At 46.7% G+C, this 19,360-nt stretch carries 22 protein-coding genes; 19 read left to right on the top strand and 3 right to left on the bottom strand.

What is annotated here, in order from left to right:
• Positions 1-25: 25 nt before the first annotated feature.
• The 3 genes from flgN to flgA form a co-directional block, all read right to left on the bottom strand.
• Positions 26-460, bottom strand: coding sequence for a flagellar export chaperone FlgN (flgN, locus tag AJE_RS03715; RefSeq protein WP_008949734.1), 435 nt, complete (start codon positions 458-460; stop codon positions 26-28).
• The gene (gene flgM / locus AJE_RS03710; protein WP_008949733.1) at positions 457-777 is read right to left on the bottom strand and encodes a flagellar biosynthesis anti-sigma factor FlgM; all 321 of its coding nucleotides are present in this window, start codon (positions 775-777) and stop codon (positions 457-459) included. Before flgM ends, flgN begins: the two co-directional genes overlap by 4 nt.
• Positions 778-854: 77 nt before the next feature.
• Positions 855-1,565 carry a flagellar basal body P-ring formation chaperone FlgA gene (gene flgA / locus AJE_RS03705; RefSeq protein WP_008949732.1) on the bottom strand — a complete coding sequence of 237 codons (711 nt, stop codon included), beginning with the start codon at positions 1,563-1,565 and terminating at the stop codon, positions 855-857.
• A 135-nt stretch (positions 1,566-1,700) separates the two neighbouring features.
• Between flgA and AJE_RS03700 the strand changes: the two genes are divergently transcribed.
• The 19 genes from AJE_RS03700 (at position 1,701) to AJE_RS03610 (ending at position 19,355) form a co-directional block, all read left to right on the top strand.
• The gene (locus tag AJE_RS03700; RefSeq protein ID WP_008949731.1) at positions 1,701-2,630 is read left to right on the top strand and encodes a chemotaxis protein CheV; all 930 of its coding nucleotides are present in this window, start codon (positions 1,701-1,703) and stop codon (positions 2,628-2,630) included.
• Between the two features lie 16 nt (positions 2,631-2,646).
• Positions 2,647-3,480, top strand: coding sequence for a CheR family methyltransferase (locus tag AJE_RS03695; RefSeq protein ID WP_008949730.1), 834 nt, complete (start codon positions 2,647-2,649; stop codon positions 3,478-3,480).
• A 76-nt stretch (positions 3,481-3,556) separates the two neighbouring features.
• Entirely contained in the window at positions 3,557-3,958 is a 402-nt protein-coding gene (gene flgB, locus AJE_RS03690; protein ID WP_008949729.1) for a flagellar basal body rod protein FlgB, read from the top strand.
• Positions 3,959-3,960: 2 nt separating this feature from the next.
• Positions 3,961-4,383, top strand: coding sequence for a flagellar basal body rod protein FlgC (gene flgC, locus AJE_RS03685; protein WP_008949728.1), 423 nt, complete (start codon positions 3,961-3,963; stop codon positions 4,381-4,383).
• Between the two features lie 10 nt (positions 4,384-4,393).
• A complete protein-coding gene (locus AJE_RS03680) occupies positions 4,394-5,077 on the top strand; it encodes a flagellar hook assembly protein FlgD (RefSeq protein WP_008949727.1) in 684 nt (227 codons plus the stop codon).
• Between the two features lie 25 nt (positions 5,078-5,102).
• Positions 5,103-6,437 carry a flagellar hook protein FlgE gene (gene flgE / locus AJE_RS03675; RefSeq protein WP_008949726.1) on the top strand — a complete coding sequence of 445 codons (1,335 nt, stop codon included), beginning with the start codon at positions 5,103-5,105 and terminating at the stop codon, positions 6,435-6,437.
• Between the two features lie 154 nt (positions 6,438-6,591).
• On the top strand, positions 6,592-7,338 hold the full coding sequence (flgF, locus tag AJE_RS03670; RefSeq protein WP_008949725.1) for a flagellar basal-body rod protein FlgF: 747 nt from the start codon (positions 6,592-6,594) through the stop codon (positions 7,336-7,338).
• Between the two features lie 70 nt (positions 7,339-7,408).
• On the top strand, positions 7,409-8,197 hold the full coding sequence (gene flgG / locus AJE_RS03665) for a flagellar basal-body rod protein FlgG (RefSeq protein WP_008949724.1): 789 nt from the start codon (positions 7,409-7,411) through the stop codon (positions 8,195-8,197).
• A 10-nt stretch (positions 8,198-8,207) separates the two neighbouring features.
• Complete coding sequence (gene flgH, locus AJE_RS03660) at positions 8,208-8,879, top strand: flagellar basal body L-ring protein FlgH (RefSeq protein ID WP_008949723.1); 672 nt, start codon at positions 8,208-8,210, stop codon at positions 8,877-8,879.
• Positions 8,880-8,888: 9 nt separating this feature from the next.
• Positions 8,889-9,980 carry a flagellar basal body P-ring protein FlgI gene (locus tag AJE_RS03655; protein ID WP_008949722.1) on the top strand — a complete coding sequence of 364 codons (1,092 nt, stop codon included), beginning with the start codon at positions 8,889-8,891 and terminating at the stop codon, positions 9,978-9,980.
• A 1-nt stretch (position 9,981) separates the two neighbouring features.
• Entirely contained in the window at positions 9,982-11,103 is a 1,122-nt protein-coding gene (gene flgJ, locus AJE_RS03650; protein ID WP_008949721.1) for a flagellar assembly peptidoglycan hydrolase FlgJ, read from the top strand.
• A 29-nt stretch (positions 11,104-11,132) separates the two neighbouring features.
• Positions 11,133-13,178: a flagellar hook-associated protein FlgK gene (gene flgK / locus AJE_RS03645; protein WP_008949720.1), complete on the top strand. Its 2,046-nt coding sequence runs from the start codon at positions 11,133-11,135 to the stop codon at positions 13,176-13,178.
• A 4-nt stretch (positions 13,179-13,182) separates the two neighbouring features.
• Positions 13,183-14,406, top strand: coding sequence for a flagellar hook-associated protein FlgL (gene flgL / locus AJE_RS03640; protein WP_008949719.1), 1,224 nt, complete (start codon positions 13,183-13,185; stop codon positions 14,404-14,406).
• 174 nt (positions 14,407-14,580) lie between these two features.
• Complete coding sequence (locus AJE_RS03635) at positions 14,581-15,465, top strand: flagellin N-terminal helical domain-containing protein (RefSeq protein WP_008949718.1); 885 nt, start codon at positions 14,581-14,583, stop codon at positions 15,463-15,465.
• Positions 15,466-15,758: 293 nt separating this feature from the next.
• Positions 15,759-16,658: a flagellin N-terminal helical domain-containing protein gene (locus AJE_RS03630; RefSeq protein ID WP_008949717.1), complete on the top strand. Its 900-nt coding sequence runs from the start codon at positions 15,759-15,761 to the stop codon at positions 16,656-16,658.
• Between the two features lie 68 nt (positions 16,659-16,726).
• Positions 16,727-17,119 (top strand): flagellar protein FlaG, encoded by a 393-nt coding sequence (locus AJE_RS03625; RefSeq protein ID WP_008949716.1) that lies wholly within the window; start codon positions 16,727-16,729, stop codon positions 17,117-17,119.
• Positions 17,120-17,140: 21 nt separating this feature from the next.
• Entirely contained in the window at positions 17,141-18,601 is a 1,461-nt protein-coding gene (gene fliD / locus AJE_RS03620) for a flagellar filament capping protein FliD (protein ID WP_008949715.1), read from the top strand.
• Between the two features lie 11 nt (positions 18,602-18,612).
• A complete protein-coding gene (gene fliS / locus AJE_RS03615) occupies positions 18,613-19,050 on the top strand; it encodes a flagellar export chaperone FliS (RefSeq protein ID WP_008949714.1) in 438 nt (145 codons plus the stop codon).
• Complete coding sequence (locus AJE_RS03610) at positions 19,050-19,355, top strand: hypothetical protein (RefSeq protein WP_008949713.1); 306 nt, start codon at positions 19,050-19,052, stop codon at positions 19,353-19,355. The genes fliS and AJE_RS03610 overlap by 1 nt, the downstream gene beginning before the upstream one ends.
• Positions 19,356-19,360: the final 5 nt, after the last annotated feature.

Here is a 19,360-nt window from a genome sequence, read left to right as displayed (position 1 = left end):
GATTCAGACCACGAGTTGACCGCGATTATGCTTTTATACCAAGGCCTTTATTTTCGACAGCCGGTTGACCTTTGCTGGTATAGGTTAAACCTGACTTACCTTGGGCTCCCAGAATTTCGTTTTTGAACCGCTGAAGGGTGAGTTGACTTTGTTCAAGTACTTTTTGGTTTACAGCCGTTTGTGTTTTGCAGGCGGCTAGCTTTTGTTCAATTTCCGAGACGCAGGTTCGAAACCAGGTTGCTTGGGTCGCCTGAGGTAACTCAGGAGCTTGAGCGAGTTGTTGATCAAGATGAGAGATATTTGCCAATAACACCGATTTTTCGGTAACGAGTTGGTCTAGCCGAACAGTATCGCGGCCAACCAGAGCATCCAGCTCGGCTTCGAGTAACAACAAAAGCGCATCCAGCTGCGCTTGTTGTTGCTTCAAAAGTGTGATGAGTTCTGGCTGCTGAGTTTTCATTTCCGGTTAAATAAATCACCTTCAAATTGCATAATGCGTTTAGCTAACATCTCAACATTGATTTTGTATTTGCCTTCCGCAATCGCTTGCTTGATCTTATCTACCCGCTCCTGATCAATACCGCTACTGTTAGCGGCTTTTTCCTGTAGCTTGCTAAACTGCTGCGCCTGGGGTGTAATAGATACAGAGTCTTGTTTCTGGGCAGCCTGACCCGCGGCATTCTGTTGCACAGCAGTTTGTTGCCGCTGTACCAACTGATCAGCCTTGTCTGCTTTTACTTGCGGAGAATTCTGCAAGTTATTGATATTAATTGCCATAATAGAACCTCATCACCTTAAACACAGTCCTTATGTTTAGGTTAACGGCCGTCGCGGATAAAACTTTAGCTATTTTTTTAAAATTTTACCCGCACCTGATTAACGCCAACCACCTCAGTGCTAATCGAACGCCCTGATTGCTGATTTCTTACCTGAACTGTGTCACCCAAACTTCCGTCGTGTTGGGCTATGCCGGTAGTACTTACAGCCAACCCTTGCTGATTAATTTGTATTGTAACAACATCACCACGGCAGACAAGACAAAGTTCTTGTAAGCTTATCACTTGGCCCACACTCAAACTACGTTTATTTTTGCTGCCAATAATCTGTGTTGGATCCTGTACGATTAGCCCGCGTACCAGCCGTCTCTCCCGGCGTTGTAATTCTAGCATATCGGCAGTAAGCATGGTTCCTGGAGTAATATTTTGTCTGCTGACGACCACCTCTAACCACTCAGTCAAGCGTACGGGAATAAAAAGTTGCCAGCTAAGAGGTGCTGAGCAGCTGATCTGCACTGTCGTTTGTCTTGGATTATAGTTGTTAGGTAAGTTAAAAGTGGGCTGATGTGCACAGTCTTTACTGCCAATGCGAGAATCTAGGGCACTGAGTTGTATTTCGAGATCGGTAGCTTGCACATCTAAGGTCTGCTCTAGCCAGGCTGCCGCCAGATCAGTCAGCTGTTCTGGTGTATATTGCGCAGTGGATTCGGAAAGTGCAGGCGTGGCAAGAGCTAAGCTAATACCACAACTCAACACAAGGCACCGGATAAAATTTTCGTACTTTTTCATATGGTTTGGCTATGCTTTACTGGTAAAGGGTTATAACATGCTGTCAACGCCAATCATGGTCAGATTTCTGACATTGACCAGCTGTTAGGCGAGTTATGCAAGTACCACGCCCATTAGCTGAGTGAGGAACAATTGATGTCCAGTATTCTCGATTCCGTTAACCAACGTACGCAGCTGGTTGGGCAGAACCGCCTGGAGCTCTTACTTTTTAAGCTCAATGGCCGTCAGCGGTACGGCATTAATGTGTTTAAAGTTCGTGAAGTGTTACAGTGCCCTAGGTTGACGGCAATGCCGAAGCGCAACCCCTACGTGCGCGGTATTGCGCACATCCGCGGGCAAACAATTTCAGTGATTGATTTAAGTCTGGCAACAGGTGGCAAAGCGATCCCGGACTTGTCTACTGCCTTTATAATCATCTCCGAGTATAACCGTTCTGTGCAGGGCTTTCTGGTTAGTGGCGTCGAACGTATTGTTAATACGAATTGGGAATCGATTATGCCGCCACCCAAAGGGACCAGCGGTAAGCAAAGCTATCTGACGGCAGTTACTGAAATAGATAAAGAATTAGTTGAGATCCTGGACGTTGAAAAAATCCTTGAAGAGATCTCGCCGTCGCCAACCATGATCCGCGACGAGAGTGTCACTCAGAGTATTACCACTGATCTTGGCGGCAGGATTATTTTAATTGCCGATGATTCGGCGGTCGCCCGTAATCAGGTAAAACGTTCACTAGAACCCCTTGGCGTCAGAATGCACCTGGTGAATAACGGTCGTGAAGCTTTGACTTATTTACAGCAGCAGGCAAAGGAGTGTCAGGAGTCAATTACAGAAAAGGTTGGCTTGCTGATCTCTGACATAGAAATGCCGGAAATGGATGGCTACACCCTGACTGCCGAAGTAAAAGCCGATCCAAAGCTTCGCCGGCTGCATGTTATTTTGCATACTTCATTAAGCGGCGTTTTTAATCAGCAAATGGTGCAAAAGGTCGGTGCTGAAGACTTTATCGCTAAGTTTAATCCGGACGAGCTCGCACAATCCGTACAAAAGTGGTTACATACCGATTAATGGCTGAGGGCTTTGCGTGACAGATAAGCAATTACAAGACGCTGAGTACCGGCAGTTCCGGGATTTTCTGGAGCAGCAATGTGGCATCGTTCTGGGTGACAATAAGCAATATCTGGTAAAAAGCCGGCTGGCCCCCCTGATGCAACGTTTTAGTATAGCTACGCTTTCCGAACTGCTGACTAAAACGATGAACCCTTTTGAGCGACAGTTACGCTCTGCCGTAATAGATGCAATGACAACTAACGAAACTTTATGGTTTCGTGACACCTATCCTTATGAGCTATTAAAGAGTCAAATTTTTCCGGATCTGGAAAAAACTTGCCGCAGTGTCAAAATTTGGTCAGCAGCCAGTTCTTCCGGCCAGGAGCCTTATTCGATCTCGATGACCGTACTGGAATACCAACAAAGCCGGCCAGGAGCCTTCCCTGGAGGAGTTAATATCCTGGGAACCGACATCTCTAATACCATGCTTGAGCATTGCCAGCGTGCTGAGTATGACGGTTTAGCCTTAGCCCGGGGCTTGTCGCCAGAGCGGCGTAGCCGCTTTTTTGAAGACAGTGGCAAGGGGATGATGCGGGTAAAAGAGCAGGTTCGTAAAAACGTCAGTTTTCGCCACCTAAACCTACTCGACTCTTATACCTTGTTAGGTAAGTTCGATATTATCTTTTGTCGTAACGTGTTGATTTACTTCTCTCCCGAAGTAAAAACCAAGATCATCCGCCAGTTTGCGCAGGCTTTAAACAGCCGGGGCTATTTAATTCTGGGCGCTTCCGAGTCACTGTCTAGTCTGAATGAAGACTTTGAGATGCAGCGCTGTAATCCCGGCATTATCTACCGCAAGAAAACCTAGCCTGATAACACTTCACTAATTTTTGGCCTGCTCTTTGCATTACCTGGTTGAGTGTTCAACTTAAGGTGGCAAAAAAATGGCTATCAGTTTTGACAAAGCATTTGGCATGCACCAGCAAGCACTGCTGATCCGTGATCGCCGTGCCCAGGTTCTGTCTGAGAATATCGCCAATGCCGATACCCCCGGCTACAAAGCCAAAGAGCTCGATTTTCAACAAGCACTGAATAATGCGCAGTCCCGTCAGGCGCGGCCGGTAAGCCGAACCCATGAAGGGCATTTTCATATTTCTACTGAAGTGCGGCAGGAAGTGAAGTTTCGTAACCCGGATCAACCCGATACTGGCGACGGCAACAGCGTCGATATGCATCGCGAGCGTAATGCCATGATGCAAAATGCCATTGAGTATCAAACCAGTTTACAGTTTCTGAATAGCCGAATCAGTGGCCTGAAAAAAGCTATCACAGGTACAGGACAATAATTATGAGCTTATTTAAAGTGTTTGATATTGCCGGCTCAGGCATGACTGCGCAGTCGGTACGAATGAATACCACCGCCAGTAATATTGCGAATGCTAATAGCGTCAGTAGTAGTATTGATCAGGTTTATAAAGGCCGGCATCCGGTATTTGCGGCAGAACTGTCCGAGGCAAAGCGGCAACAAGATGCCGGTAGCGGCGTAAAAGTGCTGGGTATTGTCGAGTCAGAGGCGCCACCGGTGGTGGAGTATGCACCTAATCATCCGCTGGCAGATGAAAACGGCTATGTCTACAAGCCTAACGTCAACATTATGGAAGAGATGGCCAACATGATCTCGGCATCACGCTCTTATGAAACTAATGTGCAAACTGCCGATGCTGCCAAGCAAATGTTAATGCGCACTCTACGCTTAGGGCAGAGCTCTTAAGGACTAACTGATGACGACCGTTAATAACAACTCTGCCCTGGACGGGATGTACTGGGATAACAAAAACAAGGTGCCAGACAAGAATAATGGTGCCTTAACCCAATCTGATTTTTTTGCCTTGTTAACCCAGCAGTTGGCATTTCAGGATCCAACCAAGCCGGTTGAGAATGATCAGATGATTGCGCAGATGACTAACTTCACCATGGCCGATGGTATTTCAAAGTTAAATGAAAACTTTACCAGTCTGGCGCAGAGTATGAGTTCGAATCAGGCGCTGCAGGCGTCGTCACTGGTGGGACGCAGTGTGCTGACACAGTCTGACAAACTGGTGTTTACCGGTGAATCCTTATCGCGTGGTCAGATTAACGTCGATACCGTGGCCGACAATATGAAAGTCATTATTACCAAACCCAATGGCGAATTAGTGAATACCTTTAGTGTGGATAATCCACAACTGGGTAAGAACGAGTTTGTTTGGGATGGTACCGATGGTGATGGTGAAGCAATGCCACCCGGACTTTACAATATCAAGGTGGAAGTTAGTGCCAACGGTAAAACCGAAACCGTGCCCGTGCAGGTCTACACCCCGGTTTCCAGCGTCAGCATGGGCAACAATGGTAATGGCATTATGCTTAATCTGATTGGTTTGGGATCAGTCAAATTGGCTGATGTGTTAGAAGTTTCTTACAGTTAAATAACCGCTTAAGGTGAGGTGACATATGAGTTTTCAAATTGCATTAAGCGGCATTGCTGCTGCGCAGAAAGATTTGGACACAACGGCGAATAACATTGCTAACGTTAATACCACGGGCTTTAAAGAATCACGTGCGGAATTTGCTGATGTATATGCTTCGTCGGTTTTCCAGTCGGCGAAAACGAAAGTCGGTGATGGTGTACGCACTGCCGCGGTTGCACAGCAATTTCAACAAGGCGCGCTGCAATTTACAAACAATTCATTAGATTTAGCCATTACCGGCGATGGCTTTTTTGTAACGGCGTCAGAAATTGGTTCTCGCGATTACGCCTATACCCGGGCCGGCGCTTTTAAACTCGATAACAATAACTTTATTGTGGATAACAATGGTAACTTTTTACAAGGTTACCCGGTCGATAGTGCTACAGGTTCAACTACATCTGTCAGTTTAAGTACCACTAATCCGATCCAAATTCCAACCACTGCCGGGGCGCCGAGTGCAACCCGGGATGTATTCCTGAGCATGAACCTGGATTCACGGGCATTACCTCCGACAGTAAGCCCTTTTGATTTGCAAGATCGGGCAAGTTACAACAGTACCACTTCGACAACAATCTACGACAGTTTAGGTCAGGCGCATATTTTAAGCGTGTACTTTGTGAAGCAACAAACGCCAGCCTTCCCTGATAACTCCTGGCAGGTTTATGCGGCTTTCGATGGTTTGCCATTGCCAAATGGTGCCAATACGCAAGCGCTACCATTAAGAACCTTGCAGTTTACTTCAGCGGGTATCCCTGCAGGGTCGCACAATGATGGCTCTGGCTTATTTGATGATATTGAGTTCCCAACTTCTACCCTGACAGCACTATTGAATAATGGCGCGAGCTTTGGTGATCCAGCGAATACCTTTGGTGTGCGATTCCGCGATGAAGCCGGTACCCGCCGGCCCACCCAATATGCCTCAAACTTTGAAGTGGGAACCTTAAGTCAAAATGGTACTACAGTAGGGCGCTTAACTGGTTTGGATATCGATGCCAGCGGTAAAATTATGGCCACTTATTCCAATGGTGATCAGCAATACTTATCGCAGGTATCAATGGTACGGTTTGCTAACCCGCAAGGTCTTAGCCAAATTGGTAATACATCCTGGAAAGCCAGCCTGGCTTCTGGCGAGCCACTGGCCGGCGAACCCAATACCGGTACCTTTGGTAGCGTACAAAGTTCAGCACTAGAGCAATCTAACGTTAACCTGACGACTGAACTGGTTGATCTGATTAGTGCACAACGCAATTTCCAGGCTAACTCCAGGGCTTTAGAAGTGAACAGTTCATTACAGCAAACGATCCTACAGATCCGATAATCTCCCCGAGATCTTTTATAAGCCACGCTGTAAAAGCGTGGCTTTTGTTTTCTTGCTTACTCCCCTTAGCCGCATTTTAGCTTACCTTGAATATTCTGGCACTTTCCTTGCAGCGTTATTAACCAAGAGTCAATTTATTTATGTGAGGTTGGTGATGGATCGTTTGTTATATATCGCCATGAGCGGTGCCAAAGAAAATATGCATGGTATCAGTGTGCGGGCCAATAATCTGGCAAATACCGGCACTGTCGGCTTTAAAGCAGATTTTGAGCAAGCTCGCGCCATGCAAGCTTTTGGTGCTGGCTTACCAACCCGGGTATTTTCGATGACGGAGCGCCCAGGTCAAAACTTTGACAGTGGTGCTTTAATTATTACTGAGCGCGAACTGGATGTCGCTATTCAGGGCGATGGCTGGTTTGCTGTACAGGATAAAGATGGCAATGAGGCCTACACCAGAGCGGGTAACTTACAACTCAGTCCAACAGGTATGTTGCTCACAGCCAGTGGTAGACCTGTGCTCGGAGATGATGGTCCAATTCAGTTACCAGTGCCGTTAGCCAAGATGGAGATTGGTCAGGATGGAACCGTTAGCGCCAGGGTACAGGGCGCGCCAGCCAATGTACTTGAGGATGTTGGTCGGATCAAATTGGTTAAGCCTCCATACGCAGAAATTGAAAAAGGCAGCGATGGTTTATTCAGACGTAAGGATGGTCAGCTTGCCGAGCCTAGTGCCGAGGTGAGTTTGCTGCATGGTGCCTACGAGGGCAGCAATGTTAATGCTGTCGGAGAAATGACCAGCATGATTAGTCTGCAGCGTCAGTTTGAACTGCAGGTAAAAATGATGAAACAGGCTGAACAGATGGACCAACAGCAAAACCAGCTGTTGCGTATTATCGGCTAACGATTAATTAAACGGTTGATGATGCAGTATCAACCATCAGGTTCAAAGGGCGAAAGCCCGGGAGGGTCAAATGCATCCGGCTTTATGGATCAGTAAAACAGGTTTAGACGCCAAGCAACGTGATATTTCGGTGATCTCTAATAACCTGGCAAACGCCAGTACCGTCGGTTTTAAGAAAAGCCGCGCAATATTTGAAGATTTACTGTATCAAAACATTAATCAGCCTGGCGGACGTTCTTCGCAAAACTCTGAACTACCAAATGGCTTAATGATTGGTGCCGGTACCAAAGTCGTAGCGACGCAAAAAAGTTTTACCCAAGGCAATATGATTACCACGGAAAACAGCTTGGATCTGATGATCCAGGGCCATGGGTTTTATGAGGTGCTAATGCCGGATGGTACCATTTCCTACACCCGAAATGGCCAGTTTACCGTTGATGGTGACGGTAACATGGTTACGTCAGGCGCGGGTTATCAGGTGCAGCCAAACATCGTGATCCCGCCAGATGCAACAGCCATTATGGTATCACAGGACGGTGAAGTGTCCGTCCGGCTGGCTGGGCAGGTTGAGAATGCGGTGCTGGGACAGCTGACAGTAACCAATTTTATTAACCCAGCCGGTTTAGAACCTATTGGCCAGAATTTATTTAAAGAAACGCCGGCCAGCGGTGACCCAGTACAAGGTATTCCGGGCTTGGAAGGCTTGGGAATTATCGTACAAGGAGCATTAGAGACATCTAATGTCAATGTAACAGAAGAGCTGGTCAGCCTGATTGAGAGCCAAAGGGTGTATGAGATGAACTCGAAGGTTATCTCAACCGTCGATCAAATGCTGGGTTATGTGATTCAACAGTTATAAGGAGGCTCTGATGCGTAGACTGTCGCTAATTATTGTCTTGGGTATGTTAACTGCCTGCGCCTCGACTTACGAAGCCAAGCCTGATGATCCTTATTTTGCGCCTCTACCGCCTGAGCCGGCGCCAAGACCAGTGTTGAAGAACGGTTCCTTGTTCACCCAGAGCCATTCTAATAGTTTGTACTCTGATAACAAAGCGCGCCATGAGGGCGATATTATCACCGTAGTGTTGCGTGAAAAAACCCAGGCGTCAAAAAAGGCCAAAACCGAATCTCAGAAAGACAGTAACGTCGCGGTTAACCCACTTAATATCGCCGGGCGCAATGCCTCAGTGGGAGGGAATGTTCTGCAGTTTGGTTCCAGTAGCAGCCAGGATTTTAAAGGCGATGCTAAGGCAGATCAAAGTAACAGTTTGGTAGGCGATATTTCAGTAAACGTGTTGCAAGTGCTATCAAATGGGAACTTAGTAATTCGTGGAGAAAAATGGCTAACACTTAATACCGGAAAGGAATATATCCGTCTGACGGGTGTGATCCGGCCCCAGGATGTGGATGTCAATAATACGGTAGAGTCGACCAAAATTGCGAATGCTCGTATCGAATATAGTGGCACCGGCGCCCATCATCATGGCCAGTCACCAGGATGGTTAAGCCGGTTTTTCAATGGCCCCTTGTGGCCATTCTAGGAGTTGACCATGCGTTATCTGTCGATAGCCCTGTGTTTGGCGGTTGTATTAAGTTTCACGGTAGAAGCGGCTCGCATTAAAGATGTTGCTGATATTGAAGGTGTGCGTTCAAACCAGTTGGTAGGTTATGGTTTAGTGGTTGGGTTACCCGGTACCGGTGAACAAAGTCCCTTTACCGAACAGAGCTTTCGCACCATGCTGGCAAATTTTGGTATAAATTTGCCAGCAGGCACCCGTACGCAAATAAAAAATGTCGCGGCGGTAGCCATTCACGCAGAGTTACCTGCATTTGCTAAGCCAGGGCAAACTATTGATATTACAGTCTCTTCTGTGGGGAGTGCGAAAAGTTTACGTGGTGGTACCCTATTGCAAACTTTCTTAACCGGCTTGGATGGCAATGTTTATGCGGTGGCGCAAGGTAGCCTGATTGTTAGCGGCCTGGGCGCTGAAGGTTTGGATGGTTCAAGGATCCTGGTCAATACGCCTACCGTTGGGCGGATCCCAAACGGTGCTGTTGTTGAGCGTGAAGTTGAGTCACCTTTCGGTCAGGGTGATTTTATTACCTTTAATTTGAAGCGGCCAGATTTCACTACGGCTAAACGTTTGGCTGAAACAATTAACGGCTTTATGGGGCCAGAGACCGCTTATTCGCTTGATGCCTCTTCAGTTCAGGTACGTGCGCCTCGTGATATTAGCCAACGCGTGTCCTATTTAGCGACCTTAGAAAATCTTACCTTTCAACCGGCAGATCAATCGGCAAAAATTATTATTAACTCGCGCACCGGGACCATTGTTATTGGCAAAGATGTTCGGTTATTCCCAGCCGCTGTTACGCACGGTGGATTAACGGTGACCATTGCAGAGAATCCACAGGTGGTGCAGCCGAACCCATTTGCGGGCGGTGATACAGCCATAGTGCAGGACAGTATTATCAACGTTAGTCCGGAAAACTCGCGAATGTTTAAGTTCGATCCCGGTGTCACCTTAGATGATTTAGTGCGTACTGTGAATGCAGTAGGTGCCGCACCTGGCGATTTGATGGCAATTTTGGAGGCACTAAAAGAAGCGGGTGCTATCCATGGCGAGCTGGTGGTGATCTAAAATGAATGGCACCAAACTGCAGCACTCCTATCATGATTTGCAAAGCTTGCAGCAGATCCGCTCGGCCTCAAAGAAGGACGAGCAGGGCGCCTTACGTCAGGCGGCGGAGCAGTTTGAGGCCATTTTCTTCAATATGCTGCTAAAGAGCATGCGCCAGGCGAATAAAGCCTTTGAAGCCGAGGGGTTGATGAATAGTCAGACCACGGAGTTCTATCGCGACATGCACGATAGCCAGTTAGCCACCGATTTAGCACAAAAAGGCAGTTTAGGTTTAGCCGATCTGTTAGTGCAGCAGTTAGATCCTAGCGCTGCGGGCAAGGGCCGCCAAGGGACTACTGCGCTGACGATGCCGGGCGAACATCAGCGTGAGCTTGCCTTGCCTGATGTGCAACAACTCACAGTACAGCCAGAATTATCTTTGCTACAGGCTCAAGCCGCGAACCAATTATTACAAGCTGGTGTGTTACAACCAGGCCGTAGGGAAGAGTCAATATTGAGCCCACTGCTTGAGAAATTACAGCAACAACGAGCGCAAGCTGAAGCGGCGCGGGAGCAAAGTAAAGCTACTGAGGCCGCGTCACTCTCTACAGCTGAGGGTGAATGGCAAGTTGAGTCACCTGTTGCTTTTATTCGAAGTTTGTTACCTGCGGCGCGTAAAGCAGCCAGTGCTTTGGGATTGGACCCCTTGGCACTGATTGCTCAGGCTGCGCTTGAAACAGGCTGGGGTAAACGCATGATCAAAACGGCCAGTGGCGATAATAGCTTTAACTTGTTTGGCATTAAGGCCAGCCGGAATTGGCAAGGCGACACCGCGGTAGTTGATACGCTGGAATACCGGCAAGGTGTTGCGCGCAAAGAGCAGGCTAAATTTCGTGCTTATCGCTCGCCTGAGGAAAGCCTGAGGGACTATACTGAATTTATCGGTAACAGTGTACGCTACCAACAAGCGGTCGCTTCGGCGGCGGAGCCTGCTGCTTATTTCAGTGAACTGCAAGCCGCTGGTTATGCAACAGATCCTAATTATGCGCAAAAAATTATGTCGGTATTCCGCAGTTCAGCCTTCGAGCAAGTGCGGGCCGAGTTAGAAAGTTCTCAAGAGTTCGCGGCTGCGGCCGATGAATAGCCAATACCCAGTGGTGGGCGGAGCATTAGATGGCAGACAGTTTATTAAATATTGGTAAATCAGCGGTATTAGCTAATAGCCGGTTGTTGAATACAACAGGGAATAACATTGCCAATATTAATACACCGGGCTATGTGCGCCAACGTACCACCTTTGTCGCTGAACAGTTTGGTTTGGGCGTAGGGCAGGGTACCACAGAGCGTTTGGTGAATGAGTTTGCACAAAAGCAGCTAAGGCGCGATACCACCAATGCAGCCTACAGCTCACAATACCTGGCAGAAGCTAATCGTTTAGATGCATTGTTCTCCAATGCGGCGAATAGTATTGCCACTGGTATGAATAACCTATTTCAGCAAATTCAGACCGCAAATAATGATCCCACCCAGCTATCTAACCGGCAATTGGTTATAGGCACCAGCCAATCGCTACTCGACCAGTTCAATAGTATGTCGACGCTAATTGCCGATCAGGAGCAGTTTTTAAATCAGCAAATGGACGTCTATGTCAGTGAAGTGAACGATCTGATAAGTCAGATATCCTCTTACAATAACGACATAGTGTCATACGGTAGTACCAGTAGCCGGCCTGTCCCCCTTGATTTACTGGACCGTCGTGATGGGGCAATTTTAAAGCTCTCTGAATATCTGGAGATACAAACTCTTGACTCGGCTAGTGGTGAAAAACTGGTCTTTATGGGAAGCGGCCAGGCGCTGGTCGTCGAGCGAGGCGAGTTTAATTTACTCTCACTGCGTGGTGAGCCAGATCCGATTGATCGTAATTTACGGCTCACCCTAAATAGTAATGCCGCCGTCACGGTGGAGCTAAGTGCCCAAGGTGTTGGCGGAAAAATTGGTGCCTTAACGGACTACCGGTTGCAGGTGGTCAAACCGGTACAGAACCAACTAGGTCAACTAGCATTGTCGCTGGCTGACAGCATGAACACACAAAACAAGTTAGGTTTAACCTTAAATGGAACCTTGGGGCAGGATCTATTCCGCCTCCCGGTCGCGCAGGGCCTGGCATTTGCAAGTAACCCAAGTAATGGCAGGGTTAACGTCGAGATTGAAGCCGGCCGGGCCAATCAGTTGCCGCCGAATGACTTTTTACTTGAAGTTATTGATGCCAACACCATTACTGTCACTGCACTGGATGAATTCGGCCGGCCAACATCAAACAGTAAAACCTTAGTCAGTGCCACTGGGTTTCCTGCCACCTTTAGTGCGGCAGATACCGCAGATAGCGATTTGTTCGGCTTGAAATTGCAAGTCGGTAGTGTGTTGCCCGCGGATAAATTTGTATTGAAGCCGTTAAATGCGGCAGCTCGCTCAATGCAAATGGCCAGTAATCGCGCGGAGGATGTCGCGCTGGCCGGCCCTTTACGTGGCGAGTTTATGTCAACTAACCTGGGCAATGGTCGGGTCGAGGGCTTAAAGGTACTTTCAACCGATCCGGCGAGCTCTGCTTTTACCAGTTCATCATTAATAAACGGCCCTTATACCGTTACCTATCAGGGGCAGGATAGTATCAGTAACGAGTTTGTATTTCGTATAACTGATGCCAGCAATACACTTTTAGGTGAAGCAAGGTTTAATACCAATAATTTCAATAATGTATTAGATAATACTGCAGGACCACCAACGCTGAAAGAAAGCTTGGGCTTTGATTTCAATTTAACCGGCGTACCACGGCCGGGCGATACTTTTACCATCGCCTTTAACAGCAATGGATTTAACGATAACCGTAATGGGCTGGATATCGCTGCGCTGCAAAATGCTGCATTAGTGCGGCGCAGCCCGGCACCCTTTGGTACTGCAGTGAATCAGTATAGTTTTAACCAAAGTTACGCTACTATGGTGGGCAATATTGGTGAGCGCACTCGCCAGGCGCGAACAGCGGATGAGGCAAATAATGCCATTCTGGAACAAAGTACCCTGTGGTACGAGTCGTTATCAGGCGTAAACCTGGACGAAGAGGCTGCTGATTTAGTGCGTTTTCAGCAAAGCTATGCCGCAGCCGCCAAAATACTGGCGACGTCACAAACCATTTTCGATACCTTGTTACAGGCCGTGAGGTAATATCATGCGTTTAACCTTTAATATGCAGTTTAATCAAAGCCTGAATGGGATCTTAAACGCCCAAAAGCGGATGTCGAACGCAGAAACGCAGCTGAGTAAGCAAACCCGCATTTTATCGCCTGCCGATGATCCGGCAGGCGCTGCCAAGGTGCTGAGCCTAGATCAAAATAAAGCGCAAATCGAACAATATCAAACTAACAGTATCTTGCTAAAGAATAACTTGGCGTTGCAGGAAACCGTGCTGACAAGTATGCGGACATCCTATGACCGAATCTCAACGCTGGCCATTGCATCAGGTAATGGGACTTACTCGCTGGAACAGCGTCGTGCCGTTGCCTTTGAGCTGCAGAACATCCAAACCGAACTCTTCGATTTGATGAATACCCGAGCAGCTGATGGTAGCTATATTTTTGCCGGTTTTCAGGATAAAACGCCTGCCTATGAGCGTAACCCGGTAACCGGGGTGTTTGAGTTTAAAGGCGACGATGGAAACCGGGCAATGCAAATCTCGCAGTCAATCAGTTTGCCTAGTAATGATAGCGGTAAAGCGATTTTCGACAGTGTTTTTACCCGCTTTAAACCAGAAGGCGTTACATTACCGGCCGGAGCAAGCTTGCAAGTTAGTAATCAGAATGCGTTTGATAATTTTTATCGGGCTAATTTCGACAATTTAAATCCGTTAAACAACCAATACAGTTTAGAGATAGATGCCGCGGGCACTTACCAGTTACTGCAAAATGGTTCTGCGTTAAACCCAGCGATAAGCGGCAGTTACAGTGCTGGCCAACCTATTAATATTAACGGCATGGAGTTTAAGTTTGATAGCGCAACAACCTTGCCAACCCAACTTGACTTTAGCTTACCAGCACCGCAACAGACTAATATCCTTAATACTTTGCAAAGTTACATCGACGCTTTAAATAACCCTAATGCTAGCGCTGAAGAGCTAACGACTAAGCTGGCAGATACCCTTAAGCAAGTCACAGATACAGCAAATAATGTAGACAGTGCGCTGGCCAATCTTGGCGGGCGTTTGAACGTGGTTGATAGTGTCTTTAACACTAACGCCGATTTGCTGATTACTAATCAGCAGTATAAAGCCGATATCTCTGAAGTTGATTTGGCTGCCGCACTAACTGAAATTAAGCGCCAGGAAGTGGCGCTGCAGGCTGCCTCGCAGACTTTCTCAAAAGTGAATGCCACAACCTTATTTGATTATATCCGTTAATAACTAAAAGCAGGCGCAAAGCCTGCTTTTAACCATTTGAATAGTAAGATTAAATAACATACTAAAAAAATTCTAAAGTTTCCCCGCACTGCGCCGATAAATAATTAACACGGCAAGAAACAGGCAATACGCAGTCTAAATTGCCTCAACAGGTTAAAAAGCGAGGAAAACATCATGGCTTTATTCGTAAATACCAATACTTCATCACTGAATGCTCAACGTCAGATGATGAACTCTGGCAACGCCCTTGACGTTGCATTCAAACGTTTATCATCAGGCTTCCGCATTAACAGTGCAGCTGATGATGCAGCAGGTTTACAGATTTCAAACCGTTTAACCAGCCAGATTAATGGTCTTGACCAAGCGTCCCGTAATGCTAACGATGGTATTTCGCTAGCTCAGGTTGCTGAAGGCGCGATGGATGAAATTACCAACTCGCTACAACGTATCCGTACGTTAATCGTGCAGTCAGAAAACGGCATTAACGCAGATGGTGATAAAATTGCAATTCAGAAGGAAATTTCGGCGTTAAAAACTGAGATTACCCGGATTGCACAAACCACTAAATTCGGTGATATGACATTACTAGACAAAGGTACTGATGGTGCCAATCGTCCAGACCAGTTCAGATTCCTGGTAGGTGCTAATGGCCCTGATAATGAGTACATCACTATCAGTTTGGGACGCGGCACGGGAGCAACTGCAGGTTTCGGTGCGGCCGGCTTAGGTATCGACCTTATTGATGTCAGAAATACGGCCACGGGTGCGGTGAATACTGACGGTGAATCACGTTTAACTGCAATCAACAATGCGATTGAGGCGGTTGATGCAAAAAGGGCGGATTTAGGTGCGGTACAGAATCGGTTCCAGGCGACAATTCGTAACTTAACTAACGTTTCTGAAAACGTATCTGGCGCCCGTGCCCGAATTCGTGATACTGATTTCGCGAAAGAAACTGCTGAGCTGACCCGTGCTCAGATCCTGCAGCAAACTAGCCAGACGGTTTTAGCCCAGGCTAACCAACGGCCGCAAGCGGCACTGAGCTTACTGCAAGGTTAATAATTTCAGCTGAAGCATCAGGGTTATTGCAGTAACCTTGCTTCTTGCCGGAAACGCTTCAGCGGAGTGACTCGCTTTTAAAAGGCTGCCGATTGGCAGCCTTTCTTCTAAATACCCGCCAATCCTCTTACTAAAATTTGCAAAAAATAATTAAAAAAATTTCTAAAGTTCTTGTTAAAGCCGCCGATACAGAAGGTAAGCCAAGTTGCAGCTTGGCCAGCTAAACGGAAAAACCGTATTTTTAACAACAGTTTGCGGCCTAAATTAGATGGCTAAGAACTAAGGAGTGACTCATGGCTTTATTTGTCAATACCAATACATCGTCATTAAATGCGCAGCGGCAGTTAATGAATTCAGGTGGAGCACTGGATGTAGCGTTTAAACGTTTATCATCAGGCTTCCGGATTAACAGTGCGGCTGATGACGCTGCCGGCTTACAAATTTCTAACCGTTTAACTAGCCAAATTAACGGTTTAGATCAGGCGGCCCGTAATGCCAACGACGGTATTTCTATGGCACAGGTTGCTGAAGGCGCTATGGAGGAGATTACGACTTCACTGCAGCGTATGCGGACACTTGTTGTTCAGTCCGAGAATGCGGTTAATGGCACTAAAGAAAAAGAAGCGTTACAAAAAGAAATCTCAGCCTTAAAAGTAGAAGTGACGCGGATCGCTGAGACTACAAAGTTTGGTGATATCAAGCTGTTAAACAGAGATAGTTCGAATAATGCCTTGGAAGATCAGGGGGGGCAGTTCAAGTTTTTAGTTGGTGCCAACGGCACAACTGGCACTGCGGGCGAAGAATATATCACTGTGAGTTTAGGTCGTGGTGCTGGATCTGCAAAAGGCTTCACTGCCGAAGGATTAGGAATTCATACCCTAAATCTAAATATCACTGATACAGATACTAACGTGGACGGTCAATCACGTCTAAATGCGATAGATGAAGCAATTAAGATTGTTGACGAGAAACGCGCTGATCTTGGTGCTGTGCAAAACCGTTTCCAGGCAACGATTCGTAACTTAACCAACGTATCAGAAAACGTCGCTGGTGCGCGTGCTCGGATCCGTGATACTGACTTTGCCAAAGAGACTGCCGAGTTAACTCGTGCGCAGATCCTGCAGCAAACTAGCCAGACTGTATTAGCCCAGGCTAACCAGCGGCCACAGGCAGCATTATCACTGTTAGGCTAAGTTAGTAGATAAGCGCCAGATAAAGGCGAGCCTTTATCTGGCCTTTACGGTTTATTAAGGGGTAACATATGAATACGATGCCCGGCAACAGTATCACAGCGGTTTTGCCACCAACAGCTGACTATAAAGTAACAGCAAATGTCGAAAACCAGGCTGCTTTCGTTAAAGCTGGCGCAACAAATCAACCGTCGGAAAAGGCTCTGGTTGCTAAACCTAGTGCCGTACAAGTTGATGAGGCGTTAGAAGTTGTGAATAGAGCTGCGGTGTTCGAACAGCGTTCCCTAAGTTTTATGGTAGATGAAGCTTCAGGTAAGTCTATAATTAAAGTGATGGATAAAAATACTGAGCAATTGATCCGGCAGATTCCGTCAGAGGAATTGCTAAAGGTTGCACAAGATATTAAACGGCTACAGAATGAAATGGGGCAATCATTGGGCTTTCTGATTGACCGTCAGGTATAGTAGCAAAACAAGAGGTGGATTATGTCTTCAATCAATTTTCTGGGTGCAGCGTCTGGTTTACCGCTAGATCAGCTTGTTAGCACCTTTGTTGATGTCGAGCGCAAAACTAAAATGGCGCGCATCGAGAAGACAAAATCAACTTTAAATGCCTCTTTGTCCGGTGTTGGCCAGTTGAGGTCTGCACTTTCTGGTTTTCTGGATGCAGCAAAAAAACTTAGCGGTGAGAGCTTAAAAGCTCGCACGATAAGTATTACCCAACCCGAAGAGGGTAAAACCTTTATTCAGGCCACTGCAAAAAATACCGCTTCTGCCGCGTCCTTTGATGTCAAGGTCAACCAACTAGCTAAAGGTAGCCGCATAGAGTCAGCCGACAATCTTTTTTCCAGTGCCGATGCGGTGGTGTCTACCACTGACGGTGAACTGACATTTGAAGCCGGTGATAAGAGTTTTACTGTTGCGGTAACAGCAGGTATGACGCTAAATCAGTTGCGTTTGCGTATTAATGAGTCAGGCGAGAACTTTGGGGTAAATGCCAATATTCTCAACGCAGGCGGCACCACTGGCACTAAACTGGTGTTAACGTCAAACGTTACCGGTCAGGGGAATGATTTAGTCATCCGTAACAATAATACTGAACTAGATAATGTTTCCACGGAGCCTACGGGAGCAACACCTGGCCTGGCTCTGGCTGCTGCAGCACAAGATGCCATCATTGAGCTTGATGGTATAGCCATTAGTAGCGCTACTAATACGTTTGAAGATGCTGTACAAGATATCTCTATTACGGTTGTGAATGAAACGCCAAGCGGCAAGAACGCGCGCTTGCAAGTTGCTACTGACAAGAAAGCCGCCGAAGATAATATTCAGGCTTTTATCCGAAGTTACAATGCTTTGGTTGATCAGATCGGAACTTTAACCAGAAACCGGATCATGGGTGCTGATGGCTCTGTAACGCTAGACAGTGGTGCCTTAGCTGGAGATTCATTACCCAGGAATATTTTAAACCAAGTTAGGGGAATTTTGGGTGCTGAGGTTGTCGGCGCACCAGATCAACTGAACAGCCTGTTCGCGTTGGGTATTACGCTGAATAAAAGTGGCAAGTTGGAGATTTCTACCAGCACGGAGTTTAGCAGTGAAACGGGTAAGATGCGTTTTGATAAGGCGTTAACCGAAAATTATGATGATCTGGCCAAATTGTTTGGTGGCGACAACGGCTTAGTTAAGCAGCTTGATAGCTTAATAACTGAATATACTAAATCTGGTGGTTTAATCGCGAACCGTCAGGAAAATCTGCAATTAAGATTAAGAGAAAATACTAAAGCTTCTGAAGCCGCTAGCCGATATATAGCTAGCTACGAAGATTCTTTGCGTAAACGGTACGCTGCTCTAGATAGTTTGCTAGGGCAAATGCAACGGCAACAAGCAAGTGTTACCGCGGCACTTTCAAGTCTTCCAAGCCTGAATACTAAAAAATCAAGCTAAGGAGTTTTAACATGAGTTATGGTATTAAAGCCTATAAATCCGTCGGTATTAAAGATGACTTGGCAGTAGCAGATCCGCATCGTGTTATTCAGTTACTGATGCAGGGCTCACTGGAAAATATGGCTAAGGCGAAAGGCGCAATTGAACGCAAGGACTTTGCTACAAAAGGTCAAACACTTGGTAAAGCCATCGCTATCATTAGTGCCTTAAAAAGCTCATTAGATATGGAACTCGGTGGCGAGATTTCACAGAATTTAGACGCTTTATATGAGTTTATGATTAATCATCTGACCTTAGCCAGTCGTGAGCAAAGCTTAGATAAGATCCAGGATGTGATGGACTTAATGTTAACGATTAAATCTGCTTGGGATCAAATTCCGGTTGCCGATCGTGAAAAAGGCTATCAGCAACGAGCCAGTGCCTCACAACAAATGGCAGTAGGTGCTTAGTGAATAGAGCTGAGGAAATAGCGCATTACTTTTCGATTTTTGATAATGCGCTTAATGTCGCTGAGGGTGAGTTGCTAGATATAGAGCCACTCACCGTTGCCTTTACTGGTGAGACACTCATTACCTTAATTAAGAGTGAGCCTGATTTACAGCTTCAATCAAATCTTTTTCAGCGTTATGACGCTTATCTATCGCAATTAAATGAGCTGTTGGCACTGGAAAAGAAGCAAGTCTTTAACGAACTGGAAAAACTACAACTAGCTAAGAAGGGCTCTGCAAGATACCATGATATGCAACAGCCCTAAGACTT

Origin of the sequence: Alishewanella jeotgali KCTC 22429, from assembly GCF_000245735.1 — a bacterium.
GTDB lineage: Bacteria > Pseudomonadota > Gammaproteobacteria > Enterobacterales > Alteromonadaceae > Alishewanella > Alishewanella jeotgali.
The sequence above is the reverse complement of the archived record's forward strand: the minus strand, read 5'-3'. Positions and strand labels throughout refer to the sequence as shown.

Bases quoted from the DNA above. Each gene is read 5' to 3' on its own strand.
- flgN (WP_008949734.1), bottom strand. From the start codon at position 460: ATGAAAACTCAGCAGCCAGAACTCATCACACTTTTGAAGCAACAACAA.
- flgM (WP_008949733.1), bottom strand. From the start codon at position 777: ATGGCAATTAATATCAATAACTTGCAGAATTCTCCGCAAGTAAAAGCA.
- flgA (WP_008949732.1), bottom strand. From the start codon at position 1,565: ATGAAAAAGTACGAAAATTTTATCCGGTGCCTTGTGTTGAGTTGTGGT.
- AJE_RS03700 (WP_008949731.1), top strand. From the start codon at position 1,701: ATGTCCAGTATTCTCGATTCCGTTAACCAACGTACGCAGCTGGTTGGG.
- flgB (WP_008949729.1), top strand. From the start codon at position 3,557: ATGGCTATCAGTTTTGACAAAGCATTTGGCATGCACCAGCAAGCACTG.
- flgC (WP_008949728.1), top strand. From the start codon at position 3,961: ATGAGCTTATTTAAAGTGTTTGATATTGCCGGCTCAGGCATGACTGCG.
- AJE_RS03680 (WP_008949727.1), top strand. From the start codon at position 4,394: ATGACGACCGTTAATAACAACTCTGCCCTGGACGGGATGTACTGGGAT.
- flgE (WP_008949726.1), top strand. From the start codon at position 5,103: ATGAGTTTTCAAATTGCATTAAGCGGCATTGCTGCTGCGCAGAAAGAT.
- flgF (WP_008949725.1), top strand. From the start codon at position 6,592: ATGGATCGTTTGTTATATATCGCCATGAGCGGTGCCAAAGAAAATATG.
- flgG (WP_008949724.1), top strand. From the start codon at position 7,409: ATGCATCCGGCTTTATGGATCAGTAAAACAGGTTTAGACGCCAAGCAA.
- flgH (WP_008949723.1), top strand. From the start codon at position 8,208: ATGCGTAGACTGTCGCTAATTATTGTCTTGGGTATGTTAACTGCCTGC.
- AJE_RS03655 (WP_008949722.1), top strand. From the start codon at position 8,889: ATGCGTTATCTGTCGATAGCCCTGTGTTTGGCGGTTGTATTAAGTTTC.
- flgJ (WP_008949721.1), top strand. From the start codon at position 9,982: ATGAATGGCACCAAACTGCAGCACTCCTATCATGATTTGCAAAGCTTG.
- flgK (WP_008949720.1), top strand. From the start codon at position 11,133: ATGGCAGACAGTTTATTAAATATTGGTAAATCAGCGGTATTAGCTAAT.
- flgL (WP_008949719.1), top strand. From the start codon at position 13,183: ATGCGTTTAACCTTTAATATGCAGTTTAATCAAAGCCTGAATGGGATC.
- AJE_RS03635 (WP_008949718.1), top strand. From the start codon at position 14,581: ATGGCTTTATTCGTAAATACCAATACTTCATCACTGAATGCTCAACGT.
- AJE_RS03630 (WP_008949717.1), top strand. From the start codon at position 15,759: ATGGCTTTATTTGTCAATACCAATACATCGTCATTAAATGCGCAGCGG.
- AJE_RS03625 (WP_008949716.1), top strand. From the start codon at position 16,727: ATGAATACGATGCCCGGCAACAGTATCACAGCGGTTTTGCCACCAACA.
- fliD (WP_008949715.1), top strand. From the start codon at position 17,141: ATGTCTTCAATCAATTTTCTGGGTGCAGCGTCTGGTTTACCGCTAGAT.
- fliS (WP_008949714.1), top strand. From the start codon at position 18,613: ATGAGTTATGGTATTAAAGCCTATAAATCCGTCGGTATTAAAGATGAC.